This is a genomic window from Leisingera sp. ANG-S5, from assembly GCF_000813925.1.
In the GTDB taxonomy this organism is placed as follows: Bacteria; Pseudomonadota; Alphaproteobacteria; order Rhodobacterales; family Rhodobacteraceae; genus Leisingera.
On the sequence record NZ_JWLH01000021.1, the window covers coordinates 16,944 to 38,823 of the forward strand.

The 21,880-nt window shown below is 61.6% G+C and carries 12 protein-coding genes; 9 read left to right on the top strand and 3 right to left on the bottom strand.

The window, feature by feature from the left end; translation table 11 throughout:
• The first annotated feature begins 123 nt into the window (after window positions 1–123).
• Together RA25_RS20375 and RA25_RS20380 are read left to right on the top strand one after the other, a co-directional pair.
• On the top strand, window positions 124–1,833 hold the full coding sequence (locus tag RA25_RS20375; RefSeq protein ID WP_052254323.1) for a Na/Pi cotransporter family protein: 1,710 nt from the start codon (window positions 124–126) through the stop codon (window positions 1,831–1,833).
• 7 nt (window positions 1,834–1,840) lie between these two features.
• Window positions 1,841–2,680, top strand: coding sequence for a DMT family transporter (locus tag RA25_RS20380; RefSeq protein WP_039174759.1), 840 nt, complete (start codon window positions 1,841–1,843; stop codon window positions 2,678–2,680).
• A gap of 32 nt (window positions 2,681–2,712) precedes the next feature.
• Here RA25_RS20380 and RA25_RS20385 read toward each other — a convergent pair whose 3' ends face one another.
• Window positions 2,713–5,664 (bottom strand): ATP-binding protein, encoded by a 2,952-nt coding sequence (locus RA25_RS20385; protein WP_039174760.1) that lies wholly within the window; start codon window positions 5,662–5,664, stop codon window positions 2,713–2,715.
• A 184-nt stretch (window positions 5,665–5,848) separates the two neighbouring features.
• Entirely contained in the window at window positions 5,849–8,197 is a 2,349-nt protein-coding gene (locus RA25_RS20390) for a methyl-accepting chemotaxis protein (RefSeq protein WP_082008962.1), read from the bottom strand.
• Between the two features lie 454 nt (window positions 8,198–8,651).
• On the opposite strand from RA25_RS20390, the gene RA25_RS20395 reads away from it, so the two are divergent.
• From RA25_RS20395 to fdhF, 5 genes are all read left to right on the top strand, one after another.
• Window positions 8,652–11,531 carry a Hint domain-containing protein gene (locus RA25_RS20395; RefSeq protein ID WP_039174761.1) on the top strand — a complete coding sequence of 960 codons (2,880 nt, stop codon included), beginning with the start codon at window positions 8,652–8,654 and terminating at the stop codon, window positions 11,529–11,531.
• Between the two features lie 152 nt (window positions 11,532–11,683).
• A complete protein-coding gene (locus tag RA25_RS23355) occupies window positions 11,684–12,394 on the top strand; it encodes a winged helix DNA-binding protein (RefSeq protein ID WP_237754590.1) in 711 nt (236 codons plus the stop codon).
• 52 nt (window positions 12,395–12,446) lie between these two features.
• On the top strand, window positions 12,447–13,358 hold the full coding sequence (locus tag RA25_RS20405; protein ID WP_019297401.1) for a LysR family transcriptional regulator: 912 nt from the start codon (window positions 12,447–12,449) through the stop codon (window positions 13,356–13,358).
• Window positions 13,359–13,451: 93 nt separating this feature from the next.
• Entirely contained in the window at window positions 13,452–15,140 is a 1,689-nt protein-coding gene (locus RA25_RS20410) for an NAD(P)H-dependent oxidoreductase subunit E (RefSeq protein WP_039174762.1), read from the top strand.
• Window positions 15,141–15,143: 3 nt separating this feature from the next.
• Window positions 15,144–17,918, top strand: coding sequence for a formate dehydrogenase subunit alpha (gene fdhF / locus RA25_RS20415; protein WP_039174763.1), 2,775 nt, complete (start codon window positions 15,144–15,146; stop codon window positions 17,916–17,918).
• Between the two features lie 283 nt (window positions 17,919–18,201).
• On the opposite strand, the gene RA25_RS20420 is transcribed toward fdhF, so the two are convergent.
• On the bottom strand, window positions 18,202–18,816 hold the full coding sequence (locus RA25_RS20420; protein ID WP_019297404.1) for a TetR/AcrR family transcriptional regulator: 615 nt from the start codon (window positions 18,814–18,816) through the stop codon (window positions 18,202–18,204).
• A 129-nt stretch (window positions 18,817–18,945) separates the two neighbouring features.
• On the opposite strand from RA25_RS20420, the gene RA25_RS20425 reads away from it, so the two are divergent.
• Both RA25_RS20425 and RA25_RS20430 read left to right on the top strand, forming a co-directional pair.
• Window positions 18,946–20,991, top strand: coding sequence for an NADH:flavin oxidoreductase (locus tag RA25_RS20425; protein ID WP_039174764.1), 2,046 nt, complete (start codon window positions 18,946–18,948; stop codon window positions 20,989–20,991).
• Window position 20,992: 1 nt separating this feature from the next.
• Entirely contained in the window at window positions 20,993–21,718 is a 726-nt protein-coding gene (locus tag RA25_RS20430; protein WP_039174765.1) for an NAD(P)-binding domain-containing protein, read from the top strand.
• Window positions 21,719–21,880 lie beyond the last annotated feature (162 nt).

Sequence of the window (21,880 nt, forward strand, 5' to 3'; positions counted from 1 at the left end):
AACTCAGAAGAAAAATTCAGGGGCCGGAGCGGCGGGAATATCAGTTGCTGTCTAGGCTGGGCGGCACTAAGGCCGTGTCAGCAGCGGAATCGCGTCTGCAGGAGGCCTTGAGCGGACATATACATGGCAATACTGACTTTTCTGATCAGCCTTGCGGGTGCGACGATGCTGCTGCTTTATGCGGTTCGGATGGTGCGGACCGGGATTGAGCGCAGCTACGGGGCCTCGTTCCAGCGGCTGCTGACTGGGCGCCAAAGCCATTTGCAGGCGGGGCTGATGGGGCTGATCCTGGCGATTGTGCTGCAAAGCTCGGCGGCGGTGGCGCTCTTGACCTCCGGCTTTGCCGCCAGCGGCTATCTCGCCTTTCCAACCGGGCTGGCGATTGTGCTTGGCGGCGATCTCGGCTCGGCGCTGATCATCCAGATCCTGTCGTTCAAGCTCGACTGGCTGGTGCCGGTGCTTTTGGCGGTCGGCGGCTACCTGTTCGTCAAGACCGAGGCCAAGAAGGCGCGCCAGCTGGGGCGGATCCTGATGGGTGTCGCCTTCATCCTGATTTCGCTGCGCTTTCTGCGCGAGGCAATGGACCCGATCCGCGACAGCGCCTTTCTGCCTGCGGTGGCGGGCTACCTGGCGCGCGACTATATCACCGCCTTCCTGGTCGGCGGCGCGCTGGCCTTTGTGATGCATTCCTCCGTCGCGGCGATCCTGATGTGCGTCACCCTGGTGCAGATCGGGGCCATCCCCTTTGCCGCCGGGCTGTCGCTGGTGCTGGGGGCCAATTTCGGCTCTGCCTTCATTCCGGTCTGGCTCAGCCGCGGCATGGCGCTGAAGGCGCGGCGCATTCCCTATGCCAACCTGGCCTTGCGCGGCACCTGGGCGGTGATTTGCCTGTTCGGCGCCAATCTGGCGCTGCGCCAGGGCTGGCTGGGTGACCCGCAGGGCGGCCAGATGCTGGTCAATGCGCATCTCGCCTTCAACGCATCGCTCTTGCTGCTGGCGCTGCCGGTCTGCACCCCGCTGGAGGGGCTGTTCATGCGCAGTTTTCCCGAGCCCGCACAGGCCGGAACCGCAGCGCCGGGGCGGGCGGCCAGCGCGCTGGAGCAGGGCAGCTACGGCTCTCCGGCCCAGGCGGTGGCCAACCTCAAGCGCGAATTGCTGCGGATGGCCGATCAGGTCGACGCCATGTTCCGCCCGGTGCTGGAGCTGTATCAGGGCGGCAGCAAGGAGCAGATCAGGGCGGTGCAGCGGATGGATGATGAGGTCAACGCCTGCCTCTCCGGCATCCGCCGCTATGTGGCCGCAATCCCGGAAGAGGCGTTCAGCAAGGCGGAGCTGAAGACCGCCCGCAGCCTGATGGAATACGCCATCCGGCTGGAGACCGCGGGCGACGTGGTGGCGCGGCGCCTGACGGTGCTGGCAGGCGAAATGAACAAGAAGGGCCTCAGCTTTTCAAAGGACGGCTGGCTGGAAATCACCCGCATGCATGAGGCGATCCAGGCCAATCTGCAGCTGGCCTCCAATGTGCTGATCTCCGACGATCTGGAAAGCGCCCGGCTCTTGAGCCTGGAGAAGACCGAGCTGAAACGGATGGAGCATGACAGCCGCAAGCGCCACCTGAGCCGATTGCAAAACGGCGGGCGGGAGAGTTTCGAGACCTCCGACATCCACCTGGAGACGCTGCGGGCCCTGCGCGAGTTCAACAGCCACATCGCCGCCGTCGCCACCCCCGTGCTCTACCGCAACGGACAGCTGCTGGAGACACGCCTGATCGAGGAAATGCCTGAAGGCGCAGGAGACGAAAGTTCCGCCGACGGGTTCTTGCCGAAAGACTGAACAGGATATGACGCTTCCCGTAATTGCCATCATTCTATCTGCTGCCCTGCTGCATGCGCTGTGGAATGCTATCGTAAAGACGGCCGCCGACCGCACTACCACCCTTGGTCTCGTGGCGTTCGGCCAGGTGATTCCAAGTGCAGTGATGATTGCAGTTCTGCCGTTGCCGTCGGCAGAGAGTTTTCCTCATATTCTGGCGTCGACCGTCGTGCATTTCGGCTACTACTACATGCTGGGCCGCGCCTATCAGCACGGTGACCTCAGCGTGGTGTACCCGATTGCCCGGGGTATCGTGCCAGCCCTTGTGGGCCTATGGGCGATGGCCTTCGCGGGGGAAATGCTGCCGTTGCAGGCCTGGGCAGGAATTGCAGTGATTGCCTTCGGTATCCAGCTTAGCAGTTGGAAGGCACTGCGTTCGGGGGTTGGGCGTGCGGCTTTTGGCTTTGCGGCGGGAACTGGCTTTTGCATTTCGATCTACTCTGTCGTCGACGGGTTGGGCGTGCGCCTTTCAGGCAATACGCTCAGCTATTGGGCCTGGGGTGCTTTCCTGCACATCTTTATTGCCGGTTTTGTCGCATTCCGCAGGCGGCGCAGCCTCGCTGCGCTGCCAGGGAAAGTCTGGGTTTTGGGCATTGCGGGCGGGCTGGTGTCGATGACGGCCTACGGGCTGGTGCTTTACGCCAAGAACTTTGCACCGCTGGGGGCGGTGTCCGCGCTGCGGGAAACCTCGGTGATTTTTGCGGCTTTGATCGGCTTTGTGTTTCTCAAGGAAGGCTACTGGATGCGGCGGCTGGGCGCGGCGGTGCTGATGGCAGCTGGTGTAGGGCTGATCGGAGCAGCTGTATAAAAGAGAGGCAGAAGGGCCGTCAGCAGTTGTGTTCAGGCACTGGCACGAGGCTCTTGCTGAGCTGGCCGCTCCGTCAGAAACGCCGCCAGTGTTTGCAGCAGCACGGCCTTTTTCACGGGTTTGGCAAGAAATTTGTCCATCCCCGCATCCAGGCAAGCTTGCTGATCGCTTGCAAACGCGTTGGCTGTCAGGGCCACGATGGCAGGCTGAGGGATGGCTAAGCTGCGGATTTCCCGGGTTGCGCCGATTCCGTCCAGCACCGGCATGGACATGTCCATCAGGATGATATCCGGTTGCAGCTGTTTGCACAGGTCCACCGCTGTGCGGCCGTTCGCGGCTTCGGCCAGCTCCACCGGCTGGCCGCGCAGGTATTTGCGGATTAGCAGCCTGTTAGTCTGATTGTCTTCGGCCAAGAGTACCTTGCAGGGGGCAAGCTGCGGGGCGCTTTCCAGGGGGAAAGCGTCCGTTTGGCTTGATGCTTCGCCTGACGGGGCCAATTGCAGCTCCAGGCGGAAGCAAGAACCCTGGCCAAGTTCAGATAATACTGAGATGCCGCCGCCCATCCGCTTTGCAAGCATACTGGAAATGGTCAAACCCAGTCCGGTGCCGCCAAATGCCTTAGTTGTTGCCGCATCAGCTTGAGTGAACCGGTCGAAGATGTGGCGCGCCTGGTTCTCGGAGATCCCGATGCCGCTGTCCTCCACTTCAATAACCAGACGATATAGATCACCGGGCGCATGTGAGATCCGGACGGCGATTTTGCCCTCTGCAGTGAATTTCACGGCGTTGCCAATCAGGTTGACCAGGATCTGGCGCATCCGCCCGTCATCCCCGTGCATTCGTTCCGGCAACCCGTCTGCGTAGCTGATTTCCAGCGGCAGGCCTTTTTCCTGCGCTTTCGGACGGAACAGATTTGCAGCACTGCTGACGCAATCGCGCAGATTGAAGTCTTCACTGGTGATAGAAAATTTGCCCGCTTCCAGCCGCGACAGGTCGAGGATGTCGTTGATGATCTTCAGCAGCGCCTGGGCCGAGCTGCGGATGGTCTCCACGTTTTGCTGTTCGTCTGGCGGCAGTTCCGCCTCTGCCAGGAGGTCAGCCATACCAATGATGCCATTCATCGGTGTGCGGATCTCATGGCTCATGTTGGCCAGAAACTCAGATTTGGCGCGGTCGGCTTGTTCCGCGGCTAGTTTGGCTTCGGCCAGCTCGCGTTCACGTTGTTTGCTGCCTGTGATGTCCCGTTCGATACCAATGATCAGATCCACGGATCCGTCCGCGTTCGTGACCGGCACGATGTTGGTGTCAAACCAGACCTCGTCACCAGCCTTCGTGTAATTGAGAACCTCGTTGTGGTAGCGGATGCCAAGGTCCTTGTGCCGGTTCATTTCCTGAATCACCTTGGCGTCGGTGTTCGGTCCGTCCAGAAGTTCCGAAGGCGTGCGGCCGATAGCGTCATCGGCCAAATAGCCGGTTGCCCGCGTAAATGCATCGTTAACCCAGAGAATCCGCCTTTCTGCGTCTGTAAGGATAATGCTGTCGGACGCGTGTTTGGCCACCAGCGACAGGCGGTGCAGTTCCGCCTGCTGTTTTTGCAGTTCAGCATGCGCCTGTTCCAAGGCCTGTTTGCCTTGTTTCAGCTCGCTGTTCCTTTCGGACAGGGTCTGGTTGGCGCAGATCAGTTCCTCGCGCAGGCGGACATCCTCGGACACATTCCAATTTACACCGATCATCCAGTTCCGGCCGCGCGCGTCGGTGAACGGGCTGGCCAGTGCCCGGATGTGCTTGAGCGTGCCGTTGTCCAGGACGATTCGGAAATCAGACGCAAAGCTCGTGTTATTCTGTTCAGCCGTTTCGAGGGCGTCGAGAACCCTGCCGCGGTCGTCAGGATGCAGTTTTTCGGCCCAGGCCGCCGCGCTCGGCGGGCCCTGTTCTTCGGGCACATCGTACAGCTCATGCATCCGGCTGTCCCAGCTGGCCTGGCGGGTCGTGCCGTCGTACTCCCAGATCCCGACCTTGGATGTTTTGACCGCAATTTCCAACCGCCGTGAGACGGCCTCCAGTTCAGCCTCTCTGTAGCGCAGTTTGCCGATCACAGCTTGCCGTGCTGCGGACAGCCTGCCGGCCAGAAAGGTTGGGAACACGATCAGAGTGCCGGCCGCCAGCAGGGCAAGCCGCAGCTGCCACAGGTTGTCAGGGTTTTCTTGCCACCCGCCTCGCGGACGGGCCGCCAGCTGCCAGGAACCAGCGGGGAGGCTGATGTCCATAACCACCGGGTGGTCTGAAAGAATGCCAGTTGAACCAAAGAATTGCCGGCCAGCCGCCCCGGTGCCGTCGCGCCCGGTCAACGCAATGTCCAAGCCGCCGCCGCTGTTTAACTCCGTTGCTGCATAAAGAGTCTCTGTTTCAACGACTGCTGACAGGATACCCCAGAACGTCCGCTTCGTCCCGGTGCCGGTAAAAATCGGCAGGCGGTAGATGAATCCGGTGCCGCCCTGAACAAGGTCAACCGGTCCTGCCAGCACCATCTCGCCGCTGTCACGCACCCGGTGTGCGGCGGCGCGCTGGGCATCGTTCCTGTTGTAGTCTAATCCAAGGGCCGCTTCGTTGCCCCGCATTGGATGAACCAGAGAAACCACTAGCCCTGGAGCCGCCGCGATATGCCGGATGGCGGTCTTTCCCTCCAGAACCTGAGCAGCAATCCGGCTGAACCGCTCCTGTCCCATGTCCGGTTCGGTGGCCAGCATGGCCGATAGGCCGCGCAGCCGCTGGTAGTCGCCGTTCAGCTGCCCTTCGAGGCGGGACTTGACCATCCCTGCCGCCTGCTGGGTATCAGCGCGCTGGGACTGGTAATGGATCGTGGCGTTCTGTCTTTCGGCATAAAGCCCCGCAGCGCAGACCACGGCCAAAGCAAGCAGCGCAGGCAGGTAAGTCCTGTTGCTAAGGGCGCGCAGCCAGCTTGCGGGGAAATTTGACACGGCCATCCAGCCACCTTTGCTTTTTCAGAAACACTGTTGGCAATTGCGGCCTTTGATTGAGCCAAGTGTTCGGTTCTGTCCCATTTTCCTTTTAAAGTCTGAAAATCCGGTTTTCACAACATCATTGCGGCTGGCGGCCGAGCAGGTGTGGCACATGCGGCAGCCGATTTGCATCGGCCGCCCAGCAAGATCAGAAATCCTGCCATTTCGCCAAGGCGGCTGATCCGTCCGAGACCGGCATGGCAGCCGGCGCCTGCGGCACTTCATCCCAGCCGGTTCCATGCGCCGTGGGAAGTTCCGGCTCTGGGGCCTGACGCGGTGCAGGCATGTCCAGCCCGACGTTGAATTGCGCCACCAGTCCGGCCAGATTTGAGGCATCGCCGTTCAGCAGCTGGCCCGCCGCTGTCATCTGCTCGACCATGGCGGCGTTTTGCTGGGTGACCTGATCCAGCTGCATCACCCCGGTATTGATCTCGCCAATGCCGGTGGACTGTTCAGCCGCACCTTCGGCAATGTCCGACACCAGCCCCGAAATATGCGACACCTGCGACACGATGCTGTGCAGTGCTTCGCCTGCTTTTCCAACAAGGTCCACGCCCTTTTCGACCTGCTCGCCTGAATTGGAGATCAGCGCCTTGATTTCCATCGCCGCATCCGAGGAGCGCTGCGCCAGCGCCCTCACTTCGGAGGCGACGACGGCAAATCCGCGCCCCGCGTCACCTGCGCGGGCGGCCTCGACACCCGCATTCAAGGCCAGGAGGTTGGTCTGGAAGGCAATGTCGTCAATCACCCCGATGATCTGCGAAATATGGCGCGCGGATTCCTCAATGCCGTTCATAGCGGATACCGCGTTCTGTACGACTTCGCCGCTGGTTTTCGCTTCGTCCCGGGCCTCGTTCATTGCGGCTTCCACTTCGCGCGCGCCATTGGCGGCTGCCTTGACGCTGGCGGTCATCTGATCGAGAGCTGCGGCTGTCTGTTCCAAAGTTGCAGCCTGGCTTTCGGTGCGCTGCGACAGGTCGTCGGATGCCTGGCTGATTTCCGAGGTGCCGTTGCGGATGCTGGTGGTGGCCTCCACCACCTCGCGGACGGTTGCATTCAGGGTGTTGACCGTCTGGTTGAAGTCCAGCCGCAGGCCTTTGTAGGCCTCGGGGAAAGGGGTGTCGATCGTGGTTGAAAAATTGCCCTGGGCCAGATGGGTCAGGCCAGTGCGCAATTCGTTCACCACAAGGTCCTGCTCGCGCTGCGCTTCCGCCCGTTCCTCTTCGGCAAGCTGGGCATTTTGCAGATCGGATTTGAAGCCTTCCAGAATACCGGCGATATTGCCGAATTCGTCGCCGGTTCCCAGCCCGGCAACAGGATGATCATAGTCCTTGGCAGCAATGTGTTCGACGCTGTCCGACAGGCCGGATACCTTGCGTGCAATGCCGCGGGCCGCAATCCAAGAGAGCAGCGCCACTGCGAGGGCAACGCCAACGGCCTGCAGCATGGAGGCATTGACCAGGCTTTTCTCGGCGGCTAGGGCCTCAGCGCTGTCGACTTCCAGCACAATTCCCCAGGTGCGGTCGTCCAGCCCGACGCTGGCAGCCATTGCCTCAACCGCCTGGCCGGCAAGCCCGGGGGTTCCGGAGAAGCTGCTTTCCCCGCCGCTGAGCGCTGCGGTGATCTGCTGCAGCTCGGGCAGCTTTGTCAGGACTTGATGGCCGTCTTCACGGTCCGACGCGGTAAGGGCGATGCCGTCGCCGCGCACTAGGTAAGCCTGCCCGGTTTCTCCGAGCAGCGCTGAATGGGACAGGATGCCGGAGATACCGTTTACCGGCACGCGCAGAACCAGCGCCCCCATGATCGCGCCTTTCTTGAAGACGGGCGAAGAGATAAACATTGCCGCCGCCCCGCCATCCGGCTCATAGGCAGCCATTTCTGACAGGAAGACATTGCCTTGTTCCATTTCCAGGGCGGTGCGGAAGGCCTGGCCCAGTCCGCTGTCCTTATACGGTCCGTCCAGATAGTTCAGCGCGAAGTCTTCATTCTTGTGGACCGAGTAGACCATGTTGCCCTGCACATCCAAAAGATAGGCATCCAGAAAACCCTGCTCTTCAAGGAAGGTCACAAAACCGGCGTGGTTCATCTTATGGCGGATGGACCATGCGGATTTGTCTTTGGCGTCCAGCAGTTTGTAGCGTTCGCCTGCCGGGTTTGGGTTACCATCGGCATAGGATGCGCGCAGATAGCTGCTGGGATCGTCGCCAAGCGAGTAGAAACCGTTGGAGAAGTCGCGCAAAGCGGTTTCAACTGCCTTGCTGGCGACCAGCGTCCGGGTCTGGGACCGCAACCCCGCAACCCAATTCTCCAGCGCTTCCTTGCGCTCTTCCAGAAGCGTGGCATAGGCCGCCTCGCGGTTGGATTTCAGCGCCTGCCCGGCCTCCCAGGCAAAGAAAAAGCCTGAAGCAAGCGTCAGAAAGATTGTCGGCGCGGCAATTGAAAGCGGCAGCTTGCGGCCCAGCCGCATGTTGTTCCAGAATTTAAACAGTCGAGTCATTACGGCGAAGTTCCCATCAACATTTCAGTCTGCCGGACTGCCTGAAAGCGGCCATTGGCGGTGCCAGCAGTGAGGTGCTGGGCAGGAGAACACTCCGAGGGATTCATTTCAGGGCCGTTAAAATGCGCGCTGCCTCCTGTTTTGGGGGCGAAAAGGCAGTGTGGAGCCACAATTTTTTTGACTCACTTTTACCGGAATGCTGTCCGGGCGGAGCGAATCATGTGCAGCTGGTCAGGGAAATGATGTCCGGAGGGCTTTGGGTCAGCAGTTGAACGTTGCCGCAGATCATTCCGGTCCCTCTCCGCAGGTCCGAAAATAAAGAGTCATGATGCCCGGCGGGTTTACCATTCATTACCGGGATACGTGTACTAAAGACCGCAGCTGCGCTGCCTTTTCCTGAATTGTTTTGCCCGTTTGGGAGCGTCGGCCCTTGGCCAAGAAACGAGATTGAAACATGCCTATACCTGATTGGCTCTCCGGCCTTCTTGCGACTTTGAAAGGTACTGGGGGCAACGATAAGCTTGCCGGTTCTACCGGTGATGACATCATCGAAGCGGGCCTGGGCAACGACACTGTTGCGGGTGAGGAAGGCAGCGACGTCATTGATGGTGGCGAAGGCGATGACGTTATCTATGGCGACATGGGGGACGGTTTCGATCAGGGAGCGGATGCCAGTCCGCTCGAGCTGAAGATCGACAACATCCAGACTATATCGCATGACGGCTGGACGGGGTCTGCAGGTGATTATGCTGTCTTCAGCGATGTCGCAACGCTGGAGGATGGCACCAAGGTCTGGGGCAAGCTGGTCCTGGTTGAGAAATCGAACGCGAATATGTCGGTGCAGTTCGGCTACACCGACGGCGCCGAAATCTTGTTGGAAGGCGATCAGGCAGGCGATCAGGCGACGTTCCGGCTGGAATTCTTCGATCCGGCAACGGGTGAGCCGGTTTACCTGAATTCCACAGCCACTTTCAACGATATCGACGACAACAGCGGCTACGGTGATGCTGAGGCGGTCATCATTGACGGTAACAGCTTCACTTCCTTTGGTGTTTCATCGACTACCTCGCTCGATACCTCGACCAATGGCAATTTGGTGACGGCGGCCGGGACGCAGTTCAATGCGTACACCGATCAGGACGCCTGGTTCTCTGCAGGTTTCGAGGACCGGTCGTCAATTGAATTCACCCTTCAAACCCGTGATGGCCTGGCGGGTTTCACCTTGTCCGGGGACGTCATCGACGATGCCGTTGTCACTCCTATCGAGCAAGGCGCGGACACCGTGCTGGGCGGCGACGGCAATGACATCGTTTTCGGGCAGGGCGGCAATGACTCGCTGCTGGGCGAGGAGGGCGATGACAGCCTTGATGGCGGCGACGGAGACGACGTCCTGGACGGCGGGGCAGGCGCCGATACGCTGATAGGCGGAGCAGGTGGCGATACGCTGTCCGGCGGCGACGGCAACGACTATATCGAAGGCGGCGAAGGCAATGACTTCCTGAGCACCGGGCTGGGCAATGACACCCTGATCGGTGGCGAAGGCGACGATACCCTGCAGAACTCGGCTGGCGATGACAGCCTTGTTGGCGGCACCGGCAACGACAGCATTGTAGCAACCGATGGCAACGACACGCTGGAAGGCGGCGATGGCAACGACACGTTGTACGGCGGCAATGATAACGATGTGATGGCAGGCGGCGCCGATGCGGACCTGATGTACGGCGAGGCCGGCAACGACAGTATGGACGGCGGCGACGGCGACGATGTGATGGACGGCGGGTCAGGAGCGGATACCCTGATCGGCGGTCTTGGCGCCGACACGATCTCCGGCGGCGACGGTGACGACTATATCGAGGGCGGCGACGGCGATGACAGCCTCACCACTGGCTTGGGCAACGACACGCTGATTGGCGGTGCAGGCAACGATACGCTCAGAAACTCGGCCGGGGATGACAGCCTTGTTGGCGGCACCGGCGACGACAGTATCGTAGCGACAGACGGCAACGACACGCTGGAAGGCGGCGACGGCGCCGACACGATGTACGGCGGTAACGATGACGACCTGCTGATTGGCGGCAGCGGCGCCGACGTGATGCATGGCGAGGCCGATGCCGATACTTTTGAGATGTCGGACGGGTTCGGCAATGACACCCTGACCGGCGGCGAGGCCGGGAACGACTATGATACCGTCGACGTTTCAGGCGTCACGACAGGCGTCACGGTCACCTATACCGGGGACGAAGCCGGCACCATTACCGACGGCACCGACACGATCACCTTCTCCGAGGTCGAGGCGCTCAACCTGACGGATCAGGCGGATGTCGTGGACGCTTCTGCCGACAGCGCCGGCACCGTGATTGACGCAGGTGCCGGTGACGACACAGTGACATTCGGTGCCGGTGATGACTCGATCACCAGCGGCACCGGCTATGACGAACTGATCCTGAGCGGCGGCGGCGGCACCGATACGATTACCGATTTCAGCATCGCCGATGACGACAGCGACGGCTTCTACAATGACCAACTGGACGTCTCGGACCTGACAGGCGGCACCGGGCCTGCCGGTGCGGTGCGCGCCTGGGATATTTCTGTCAGCGATGACGGATTCGGCAATGCCCTGCTCACCTTCCCGAGCGGTGAAAAGCTGGTCCTTCAGGGGGTCACTCCGGCGCAGATGTCCACTGCGCCGCAGATGTATTCCGCCGGCATCCCTTGTTTTACACCGGAAGTCATGTTGGCCACCCGGCGCGGGGCGGTGCCGGCCGGGCAGATCCGCGTTGGGGATTTTTTGCAGACCGCTGACAATGGCTATCAGCCGGTGATCTGGACCGGCAGCCGTACTCTGAGCCCTGAAGATCTGGCCCGGCGTCCGCAACTGCGCCCTTACAGAGTACACCCGGGCGGCTTACTGTCCCCGGAACGGCCGATGCTGCTGTCGCCGCAGCACCGTCTGCTGGTTGGGCGCAAGGCCTTTGCGGGGGACCGCCAGTTCGAAGAGAGCTTCATGACGGCCAAACTGCTGGCGGAGATCGACCCGAACTGCACCCAACTGAGCGAAATGAACGGCCCGGTCACCTATGTCCATCTCATGACAGAGCAGCACGAAGTAATTTTCGCTGAAGGCGCTGCAACCGAGACCTTCTGGCCCGGCCCCGAAGCTGTTCGCGGACTGACCGATGACGGCAGGCAGGAGCTGTTTGACCTGTTTCCCGAATTGACGGCCGCAAATTACCTGTCCGGCAAACCGGGCAGGGCTCAGGTGCGCGCAGCCTATGGAGGGCTCGCCCGCTACGCCATCAAACGGCGCGATTTGCAGAACCTCGTTTTGGGCTGAGCTTCTTTGCCCGCAGGCAGCCCCTGCCTTGTGGTGGCGTCCTGCACTTCTGGCCAAACGGCATCAGAACTGAGTTCCGCAACTTCAACGCTGCTCCTTCACCTCGGCCGCGCCCAGCCTTTCCCAGACCTGCTGCAATATCCGGCGGGGTATTGCAGTCTGGAGAATTTGGTTGGATATGTTGCGGGTCATTTGAATTGGATTTTCGGAATTGCGCCCGGTCCCCCGGCAGGGGGAGTTATTGCAACGGAGTGTTCGCCGGGCAGGCGCGGTATGCGCCGGATATTCTAATCCGCAGCATTTTTGCCGTTTCCGGCAGCATTTATTGGAGTTGTTCGTTGGATCATTCAGTCGGCCCTTCCACATATTCACATCCGTCTGCCGAACTGGCCAGGGAAAAGCTGCATAGCCTGGAACTGGCGATGCAGCGGGCACACGAAGGCTTGATCCGCTGGCAGGCAGAGAACTTTGAACAGCTGAGCAGCGCGACGCTGTCGGGGGCTGAAATCACCCTTTTGCTGCTGATTGGTGATGGCGGCCGGGCCAAGTCAATCAAGGAAATGGCCCGGATCACCAATCGCGTGGATATTCCCAACATCCAGTATTCCTTGCGCAAGCTGGCCTCTGCCGGGCTTACGCAAAAGAAAGGGGCCGGCCGTTCCGGTGTGTCCTACAGCCTTACGGAAGAGGGCTGCCGGACAGTCGCAGAGATGCGGATGGCCCGGGATGAAAGGCTGGGGCGGGCGCTTGCGGACCGCCCGGGGATCGCGGTGCAGTTGGAAAATGCCCTGGCAGTTCTGGAGGAACTGACAGGGCTGTACGGATCCGCGCCGGGAGCTGCAGGATCCGGCAGTCAGGACTGAGCCGGCAACTGTTCCATTGTACAGACCGGCGGCAGCGGCTTAAGGTTCCAACATGATCGAGCTCAAGGACCTTATGCTGCTGACGGCGCTGGCGCGGCACAAGCATTTCGCCAAGGCAGCCGCTGATTGCGGCATGTCGCAGCCGGCCTTTTCGATGCGGATCAGAAACTTGGAAGAGCGGCTGGGTCTTTCCATTGTGCGCCGGGCCAACCGTTTTCAGGGGCTGACGGAGGAAGGCATGATGATCGTGCGCCGGGCGCGGTCGATCCTGGATGATGCCAAGGCGCTGGAACAGGAGATCGCTGCCACTCGCGGCGAGGTGAGCGGCACACTGGTTCTGGGAGTGGTGCCGACCGCCACTGCCTGGGCGGCGCAGCTGGTGGATCAGGTGCATCAGGCCTATCCGCGGATTCTGGCACAGGTGGAGGTCACCACCTCGCTGGCTATTCAGCAGCGTCTGTATGATGGTACAATTGACGCCGGAATTACCTATGCTGATGGTATTGGGCGCGAACTGGTGACGGTTCAGCCTCTGTACGAGGAAAGTTATGTGCTGCTGGCGCCGGAAGACATGGTGGCGGAGCGTGGCGATACGATCAGTTGGGCTGAGGCCGCGGAACTGCCGCTGAGCCTTTTGGACCAGCAGATGCAGAACCGGCGGATTCTGGACCGGATCTTTGCCGATCTGGGGCTGAAGCCGGAGATCGTGTCCGAATCCAACGGCTTCATGGCCTCGATGGTGCTGGCGCGGGAAGGCTCGGCTGCGACCATCCTGCCGCGGGCGCTGATGCAGGCGCTGGGCGAGCTTGGTGGTACCCGGGTTCTGGCGCTGGTGGAGCCGGAGCAGGCGCGCCCGATTTGCATTGCGACTCTGGACCGGACCCCGGAACTCACAACTGTGCGCGCTTTGAAAGAGGTAGTTGCGACGTTTGTAGACGATAGGATGCCGCAAATGGCGTCATAAGATTTTCTGATCGTGCAATCCAATTTCCAGATTTGACGATATTCATTCTTGATGGCATTGGCTGAATGAAAGACGTGCTGACTGGAGGATCCCATGGCACCATTGGATGATAGCAAGGGCGTATGGAAGTCCGGCAAAGGCAAAGGGCGCAAAACGCCCAAAGGCCGCCAGGTCGACGACATCGCGCTGAGCGAGGTTCAGGAACTGCTGGGGGACCGCCCGCGCAACCGTGACCTCTTGATTGAGTTCCTGCACCTGATTCAGGACAAATACGGCTGCCTCAGCGCCGCGCATATCCGGGCGCTGGCCGAGGAGATGCGGACCGGTCAGGCAGAGATCTATGAGGTCGCCACCTTCTACGCCCATTTTGATGTGGTGAAGGAAGGCGAGACACCGCCGCCCGCACTGACCATCCGGGTCTGCGATTCGCTGTCCTGCGAACTGGCGGGTGCCCAGCAGTTGCAAAAGGCGCTGGAAGACGGTCTGGATGCTTCCCAGGTTCGCGTGCTGCGCGCGCCCTGCATGGGCCGCTGCGACACTGCCCCGGTTCTGGAAATCGGCCACAACCACATCGACCACGCGACTGTGGAGAAAGTGGAAGCGGCGATTGCGGCAGACGACACCCATGCACACGTGCCCGAGTATGAAACCTTCGCTGCTTATGAAGCGGAAGGCGGCTATGCCACGCTGAAAGACCTGCGTGCCAATGGCGACTGGGAAGCGGTTCAGGCGAAAGTCAAAGAAGCCGGTCTGCGCGGCCTGGGCGGCGCTGGCTTTCCGTCCGGCACCAAATGGGGCTTTGTGCGTGCCAACGAAGGCCCGCGCTATCTGGCTGTGAATGGCGACGAAGGCGAACCCGGCACATTCAAGGACCGTTACTATCTGGAGCGCACCCCGCACGTCTTCCTGGAAGGCATGCTGATCGCCGCTTGGGCGGTCGAGGCCGAGAAAGCCTTTATCTACATGCGCGACGAATATCCGGCGGTGCTGGAGATCCTGCGCCGCGAGATCAAGGCGCTGGAAGACGCCGGCATCGTCGAGGAAGGCTACATCGATTTGCGCCGCGGGGCAGGGGCCTATATCTGCGGTGAAGAAAGCGCGATGATCGAGTCGATCGAAGGCAAGCGCGGCGAGCCGCGCCACCGTCCGCCATTTGTGGCGCAGGTGGGTGTCTTCGGCCGCCCGACCCTCGTACACAACGTCGAGACCCTGTACTGGGTCTGCAAGATCAACCGTGAAGGCCCGGAATGCCTGAACTCGGTTGAGAAGAACGGCCGCAAAGGGCTGCGCAGCTACTCGGTTTCGGGTCGGGTGAAGAACCCGGGCGTGCATCTGCTGCCCGCGGGTTCCACTATCACCGACATCATCGAGGCCTGCGGCGGTATGCTGGACGGCCACGCCTTCAAGGCCTACCAGCCGGGCGGTCCGTCCTCGGGCCTGCTGCCTGCGTCGATGAATGATGTTCCGCTCGACTTCGACACGCTGCAGCCGCATGGCACCTTCATCGGCTCCGCTGCCGTGGTTGTCCTGTCTGATCAGGACTCCGCCCGCGACGCGGCGCTGAACATGCTGCGCTTCTTCGAAGACGAAAGCTGCGGCCAGTGCACCCCCTGCCGGGTGGGCTGCGAAAAAGCCGTCAAGCTGATGAGCGAGAAGAAGTGGGATCAGGGCCTGCTGGAAGAGCTGAGCACCGCGATGGTTGATGCCTCGATCTGCGGCTTGGGTCAGGCTGCGCCGAACCCGATCCGCCTGACCATGAAACATTTTCCGGATGAGGTCTGAGCCATGAGCGATAAAGTCACATTCACACTCGATGGTGAACAGGTTACGGCTGAGAAGGGCCTGACCATCTGGGAAGTCGCCAACGGCCGCGGGCTGAAGATCCCGCACCTGTGCCACAAGCCGCAGCCGGGCTACCGTCCTGACGGCAACTGCCGTGCCTGCATGGTGGAGATCGAGGGCGAGCGCACGCTGGCGGCCTCCTGCATCCGCGAACCCGCTGAAGGCATGGTTGTCACCACCAACAATGCGCGTGCCGAAAACGCTCGCAAGATGGTGATGGAACTGCTGGTGGCCGACCAGCCCAAGCGGGAAGAGGCGCATGACAAGTCCTCCCACATGTGGGACATGGCTGAGCTGAATGGCGTCACCGAGAGCCGTTTCCCCAAGCTGGAAGAAGGCCGCATTCCGCTGCTGGATGACAGCCACGTTGCCATGAAGGTGAATCTGGACGCCTGTATCTCCTGCGGTCTGTGCGTGCGCGCCTGCCGTGAAGTGCAGGTGAACGATGTGATCGGCATGGCCGGCCGGGGCCACGACGCTTATCCGACCTTCGATATTGCTGACCCGATGGGCCAATCGACTTGTGTGGCTTGCGGCGAATGTGTGCAGGCCTGCCCGACCGGCGCGCTGATGCCCGCCACCGTGCTGGATGAAAACCAGGTTGGCGACAGCAAGGACTACGATTCTGAGACCGAAAGCGTCTGCCCGTTCTGCGGCGTCGGCTGCAAGGTCTCGCTCAAGGTCAAGGATGGCAAGGTCAAGCATGTCGAGGGCATCAACGGCCCGGCAAACGAAGGCCGCCTGTGCGTCAAGGGCCGCTTCGGCTTTGACTACATCCACCATCCGCACCGCCTGACCAAGCCGCTGATCCGCCGCGACGACGCGCCCGCCAAAGGCCTGAACGTCGATCCGGGCAACCTGTCGACCCATTTCCGCGAAGCAACCTGGGAAGAGGCGATGGATCTGGCTTCCAAGGGCCTGATCAAGCTGCGCGACGAAAACCCGAAATCGGTGGCTGGCTTCGGCTCGGCGAAATGCACTAATGAGGAGGCCTACCTCTTCCAGAAGTTCATCCGCCAGGGCTTCAAGCACAACAACGTCGACCACTGCACCCGTCTGTGCCACGCGTCCTCTGTTGCGGCGCTGATCGAAAACGTCGGCTCCGGTGCTGTGACCGCAACCTTCAACGAGATCGAAAACGCGGATGTGGCGATCGTCATCGGCTCCAACCCGATCGAGAACCACCCGGTGGCGGCGACCTACTTCAAGCAGTTCACCAAGCGCGGCGGCAAGCTCATTGTGATGGATCCGCGCGGCGTCGGCCTGCGCCGGTTTGCCACCGAAATGGTGCAGTTCCGCCCCGGCGCGGACGTGTCGATGCTGAACGCAATCATGAGCGTGATTGTCGAGGAAGGCCTGTACGACCAGGAATACATCGACAAATACACCGAGAACTGGGAAGCGGAAAAACAGCATCTGGCGCAATTCACGCCTGAGAAGATGTCGGAAATCTGCGGCGTCTCGCCTGAGCAGCTGCGCAGCGTTGCCCGCACATTTGCGGGTGGCAAGGCCGGCCTGATCTTCTGGGGCATGGGTGTGTCCCAGCACATTCACGGCACCGACAACTCGCGCTGCCTGATCTCGCTGGCGCTGATGACCGGCAATGTGGGCAAGCCGGGCGCCGGCCTGCACCCGCTGCGCGGCCAGAACAACGTGCAGGGCGCATCTGACGCGGGCCTCATTCCGATGTTCCTGCCGGATTACCAGACCGTGACCTCGGATGATGTCCGCAAGAGCTTCACCGATGTCTGGGGCGGCGGCGACTTCTCGAACGAGAAGGGCCTCACCGTGACAGAGATCGTCGATCAGGCCTATGCCGGCAACATCAAGGGCATGTACATCCAGGGTGAAAACCCGGCGATGTCCGACCCGGATGCCGATCACGCCCGCGATGCCTTTGCCAAGCTGGAGCTGATGATCGTTCAGGACATCTTCCTGACCGAGACGGCGAACTATGCCGACATCATCCTGCCGGCCTCGGCGCTCTATGAGAAGAACGGTACCGTGTCGAACACCAACCGCCAGGTGCAGCGGGTGCGCCCCGCGGTGGCTCCTCCGGGTGAAGCGCGTGAGGATTGGCAGGTCACTGTCGAACTGGCGCAGCGCATCGGCCTGCCGTGGGACTACAAGGATGTCAGCGAAGTCTTTGCGGAGATGAAGCTGAACATGAAGTCGCTGAACAACATCACTTGGGAGCGTCTGGAAACCGAGACCATCACCTATCCGTCTCTGCATGAGACCGACCCCGGTCAGGCGATTGTGTTCGGTGACGGCTTCCCGCGCCCCGAGGGCCGCGCCCGCTTTACCCCTGCATCGGTGATCCCGCCGGATGAAGCGCCGGATGCGGAGTATCCGATGATCATGACCACCGGCCGTCAGCTGGAGCACTGGCACACCGGGTCAATGACCCGCCGGTCCAAAGTTCTGGATGCGGTGGAGCCGGAAGCGAACTGCTCGCTCAACCCGCGCACGCTCAAGCTGATGGGCATCGAGCCGGGCGAGATGATCCGCCTGTCGACCCGCCGTGGCTCGATCGAGATCATGGCACGTGCCGACAGGGCAATTGCCGAGGACATGGTGTTTGTACCCTTTGCCTATGTGGAGGCGGCGGCCAACATCCTGACCAACCCGGCGCTGGACCCCTACGGCAAGATCCCCGAGTTCAAGTTCTCGGCGGTGAAGGTCGAGAAGATCGAAGGGCAGATTGCAGCCGAATAGGCCGTCAGTTATGCCTGATGAAACAAGGCGGGCGCGGAACCAAGGGTTCCGCGCCCGTTTCATTTGGTGGCGCCGGGCGGGCGCCCGGCGCGTCAGCGTGCATCATTACCGGAGGCGGTAAGGGCGGCACGTGGAGAGGAGAAATTTCGCTTCGGGCATTGCCCGAAGCGACCCGCGCCGCGCCTTTCAGGCGCGGCGCCCGGTCCAACTGGCGGGCGGGCATTTGTGATGCCAGCCTGGCAGGCGGGAGTGCGCCTTTCAAAGAAAGTACAGCGGTCTGCCCCTATCGGTGCCGGGCCAGGAACCGGTCAAGTTCCCGCTGTTCAGGGCGGGTGCCGGTGAACACCTTGATCCAGCCGGGCATCAGCGAAATCCGGTATTCCGTGCTTTCGTGCACCTGCATAGAGATATAGCCGATCTGGGTGTAGATCATCGCCCGCGCGCGGATCAGCGCGTCCGCCTCCGGATAGCCGAAGCGCAAGAACATATCTGTCATGGCCCGTTCGCGGCGGGCGTCGGCAAGGTCCAGCCTTTCCTGCAGGCGGCTGTCATTTCGTGCCCAGTTGCGGATGGCCAGATCCAGCCTGGAATCAAACAGCTCCGGGTCGATCCAGCAGTCGAACAGGTTGAACATCGCCTCGGCGATGCTCTCGGCATAGGCTTCGGTGCGGGCCACCAGATTGCCTGTGTTCCTTTCCTCCCAGCGCTGCACCATCGCTTCCAGCAGTTCCTCGCGGTCCTTGAAGTGCCAGTAGAAACTGGTGCGCGATACGCCAAGCCGCTTGGCCAGCGGCATCACCTTCACCGCTTCCACACCGCTTTCCGTCAGAACTTCATAGGCGGCTGCCAGCCAGTCTTCTTCGCTCAGCCGCGGGCGGGAAATGTCCTGTGTGTCCATGCGCCAGCCATAGCAGCGGGCCGGGGCAGGCGCAACTTTTCTTGACAGGTGTGAAAGTTTTATCGACATATGTGTCAAGATGGACGAAAAATCCGCCGCCAAGCCAAGACATCATGCCAGGAGACGCCCATGTCCAAGGATCCGCTGCTGCAGCCCTATCAGCTGAAGCATCTGACGCTTCGCAACCGGATCATGACCACCAGCCACGAGCCCGCCTATCCGGAGGACGGCATGCCCAAGGAACGTTATGCCGCCTATCACGCGGAGCGGGCCAAGGCGGGCGTGGCGCTGACCATGACCGCAGGATCGGCCGCGGTCAGCCGCGACAGCCCGCCGGTGTTCAACAATATCCTCGCCTACAAGGATGAGGTGGTTCCCTGGATCCGCAACCTCACGGATCAATTGCACGAACACGGCGCGGCGGTTATGATCCAGCTTACCCACCTAGGCCGCCGCACCGGCTGGAACAAGGGCGACTGGCTGCCGTCCGTCAGCTCCTCGCGCCACCGGGAGCCAGCGCACCGGTCTTTCCCGAAACTGGCTGAGGACTGGGACATCACCCGCATCATCTCCGACTTCGCCGACGCAGCGGAGCGGATGAAGGAGGGTGGCATGGACGGGATCGAACTGCAGGTCTACGGCCACCTGCTGGATCAATTCTGGTCGCCGCTGACCAATGACCTGGACGGGCCTTACGGCGGGCAGACGCTGGACGGCCGGATGAAGTTTCCGATGGACGTGCTGCAGGCGGTGCGGGACCGGGTGGGGGCTGAGTTCATCGTCGGCCTTCGCTACACCGCGGACGAGGCGGAAAAGGGCGGGATCACCCCGGAGGAGGGGTTGGAAATCTCTAAGCGTCTTGCCGCCAGCGGCATGGTGGACTTCCTCAACGTGATCCGTGGGCGCATCCATACCGACCCGGCGATGACGGATGTGATCCCGGTGCAGGGCATGACGTCGGCGCCGCACCTTGATTTTGCCGGAGAGGTGAAGAAGGCAACAGGCATGCCGACCTTTCACGCCGCACGCATCCCCGATGTGGCAACGGCTCGCCATGCGGTTGCCAGCGGTCTGCTGGATATGGTGGGCATGACCCGCGCCCATATGGCCGACCCGCATATCGTGAAGAAGATCATGGAAGGGCGGGAAGACGATATCCGCCCCTGCGTCGGCGCCACCTATTGCCTGGACCGGATCTATCAGGCGGGGGAGGCGCTGTGCATCCACAATGCGGCCACCGGGCGCGAACTCACGATGCCGCACCAGATCACCCCGGCTGAGACCCGCAAGAAAGTGGTGATTGTGGGTGCCGGGCCGGGCGGCCTGGAAGCCGCGCGTGTGGCGGCCGAACGCGGCCATGACGTCACCGTATTCGAAGCCGCGGCAGAGCCGGGCGGCCAGGTCCGGCTGACCGTGCAGAACCCGCGCCGGGCGGAGATGATCGGCATAATCGACTGGCGCATGGCGCAATGCGCAGCCCGGGGCGTGGCGTTCCGCTTCAACACTTGGGCCGAAGCAGAGGATGTGCAGGCGCTGGATCCGGATGTTGTGATCGTGGCGACCGGCGGAATGCCCTGCATGATGCTGCATGAAACCGGCAGCGACCTTCCTCATGCGGTGTCCAGCTGGGACGTCATCTCCGGCGATGTGAAGCCTGCCGGGCACGTGCTGATCTATGACGAAAGCGGCGACCATCCGGGCCTGATGGCAGCTGAATCTGCGGCAAATGCGGGCGCCAAAGTGGAGGTGATGACCCCCGACCGGACCTTTGCCCCTGACATCATGGGCATGAACCTGGTGCCATACATGCGGGCGCTGCAGGACAAGGATGTGACCTTCACAGTTGCCCGCCGCCTGCAGGGGCTGGCGCGCAGCGGCAACAGGCTGACGGCGTCCATCGGCACGGACTACAGCGGCCATACCTATCAGGCGGAGTATGATCAGGTGGTTCTGAACTATGGCACCCTGCCGCTCGACGACCTCTACTTTGCGCTCAAGGACGCATCGGCCAACCGGGGCGAGGTGGACCAAAGCGCCCTGATCAGCGGCCGCCCCCAATCAATTCGCACTAATTCTGCAGGCCGGTTCCAGCTGTTCCGCATCGGCGATGCAGTTTCTGCGCGCAACACTCACGCGGCGATCTATGATGCGCTGCGGCTGATGAAGGAGATCTGATATGCGTCTGGGAGTCCTGGGGTGTGGCACCATCGCCTCCGCTGTGGTTCGGGGGCTGGCGGGCAAGGGCCACCAGATCACCGTCTCGGAACGCAGCGCAAGCCACTCTTTGGCGCTTGCCGAGGCCTTTGAAGATGTGGCCGTGTGCGGAAACCAGGCCGTGATCGATGCGAGCGACGTGGTCTTCCTGGGCCTGATGGCGGAGATTGCGGAGGCAGTTCTGGGCGGCCTGACCTTCCGGGCGGACCAGCAAGTGGTCTCGTTCATGGCGGGCGCGGAGCTGGAGCAGGTTGCGGACTGGGCTGCACCAGCAACGGCGGCAGCGGTCATGATGCCGTTTCCCGGCATCGCACAGGGCTGCTCTCCAATCATGGCCCTCGGGGATACCGCCCTGCTTGGCCGGATTTTCGAGCCGGACAACCGGGTTTTTGCGCTTCAAGACGGAGCGGAGCTGAAGTCCTATCTGGCGGCCCAGGCAGTGCTCTCGCCGGCTGCGCGCCTGGTGGGGGATGCTGCGGACTGGCTTGGGCAGCGGGTATCGGACCCCGCGCAAGGGGAGGCCTTTTTGCGGATGCTGGTGTCCACCAGCCTGCAGGCGTCAGGATGCGCGGATCTGATCGAAGCGCTGAATACGCCGGGCGGGTATAATCAGCGGCTGCGGTTGCACATGGAAGAAGCGGGCATGCGCACTTCTCTTGCGGAGGGGCTGGGTGAGCTCAAAAGCTAACCTCCCTGTTCGAAAGTTCTGAGTGCCCCGCAGTTGTGCGGCGCCCGTCTGAGCTTGATGCTTCGCCCGGGGCATTGCCTCACTGCTCGGGTTGTTCTGACAGGAAGTAGGCTCCTGTGAGAATCCGTTGGGGGGATTCTGTTTGTTTTCTTCGATTCCTGG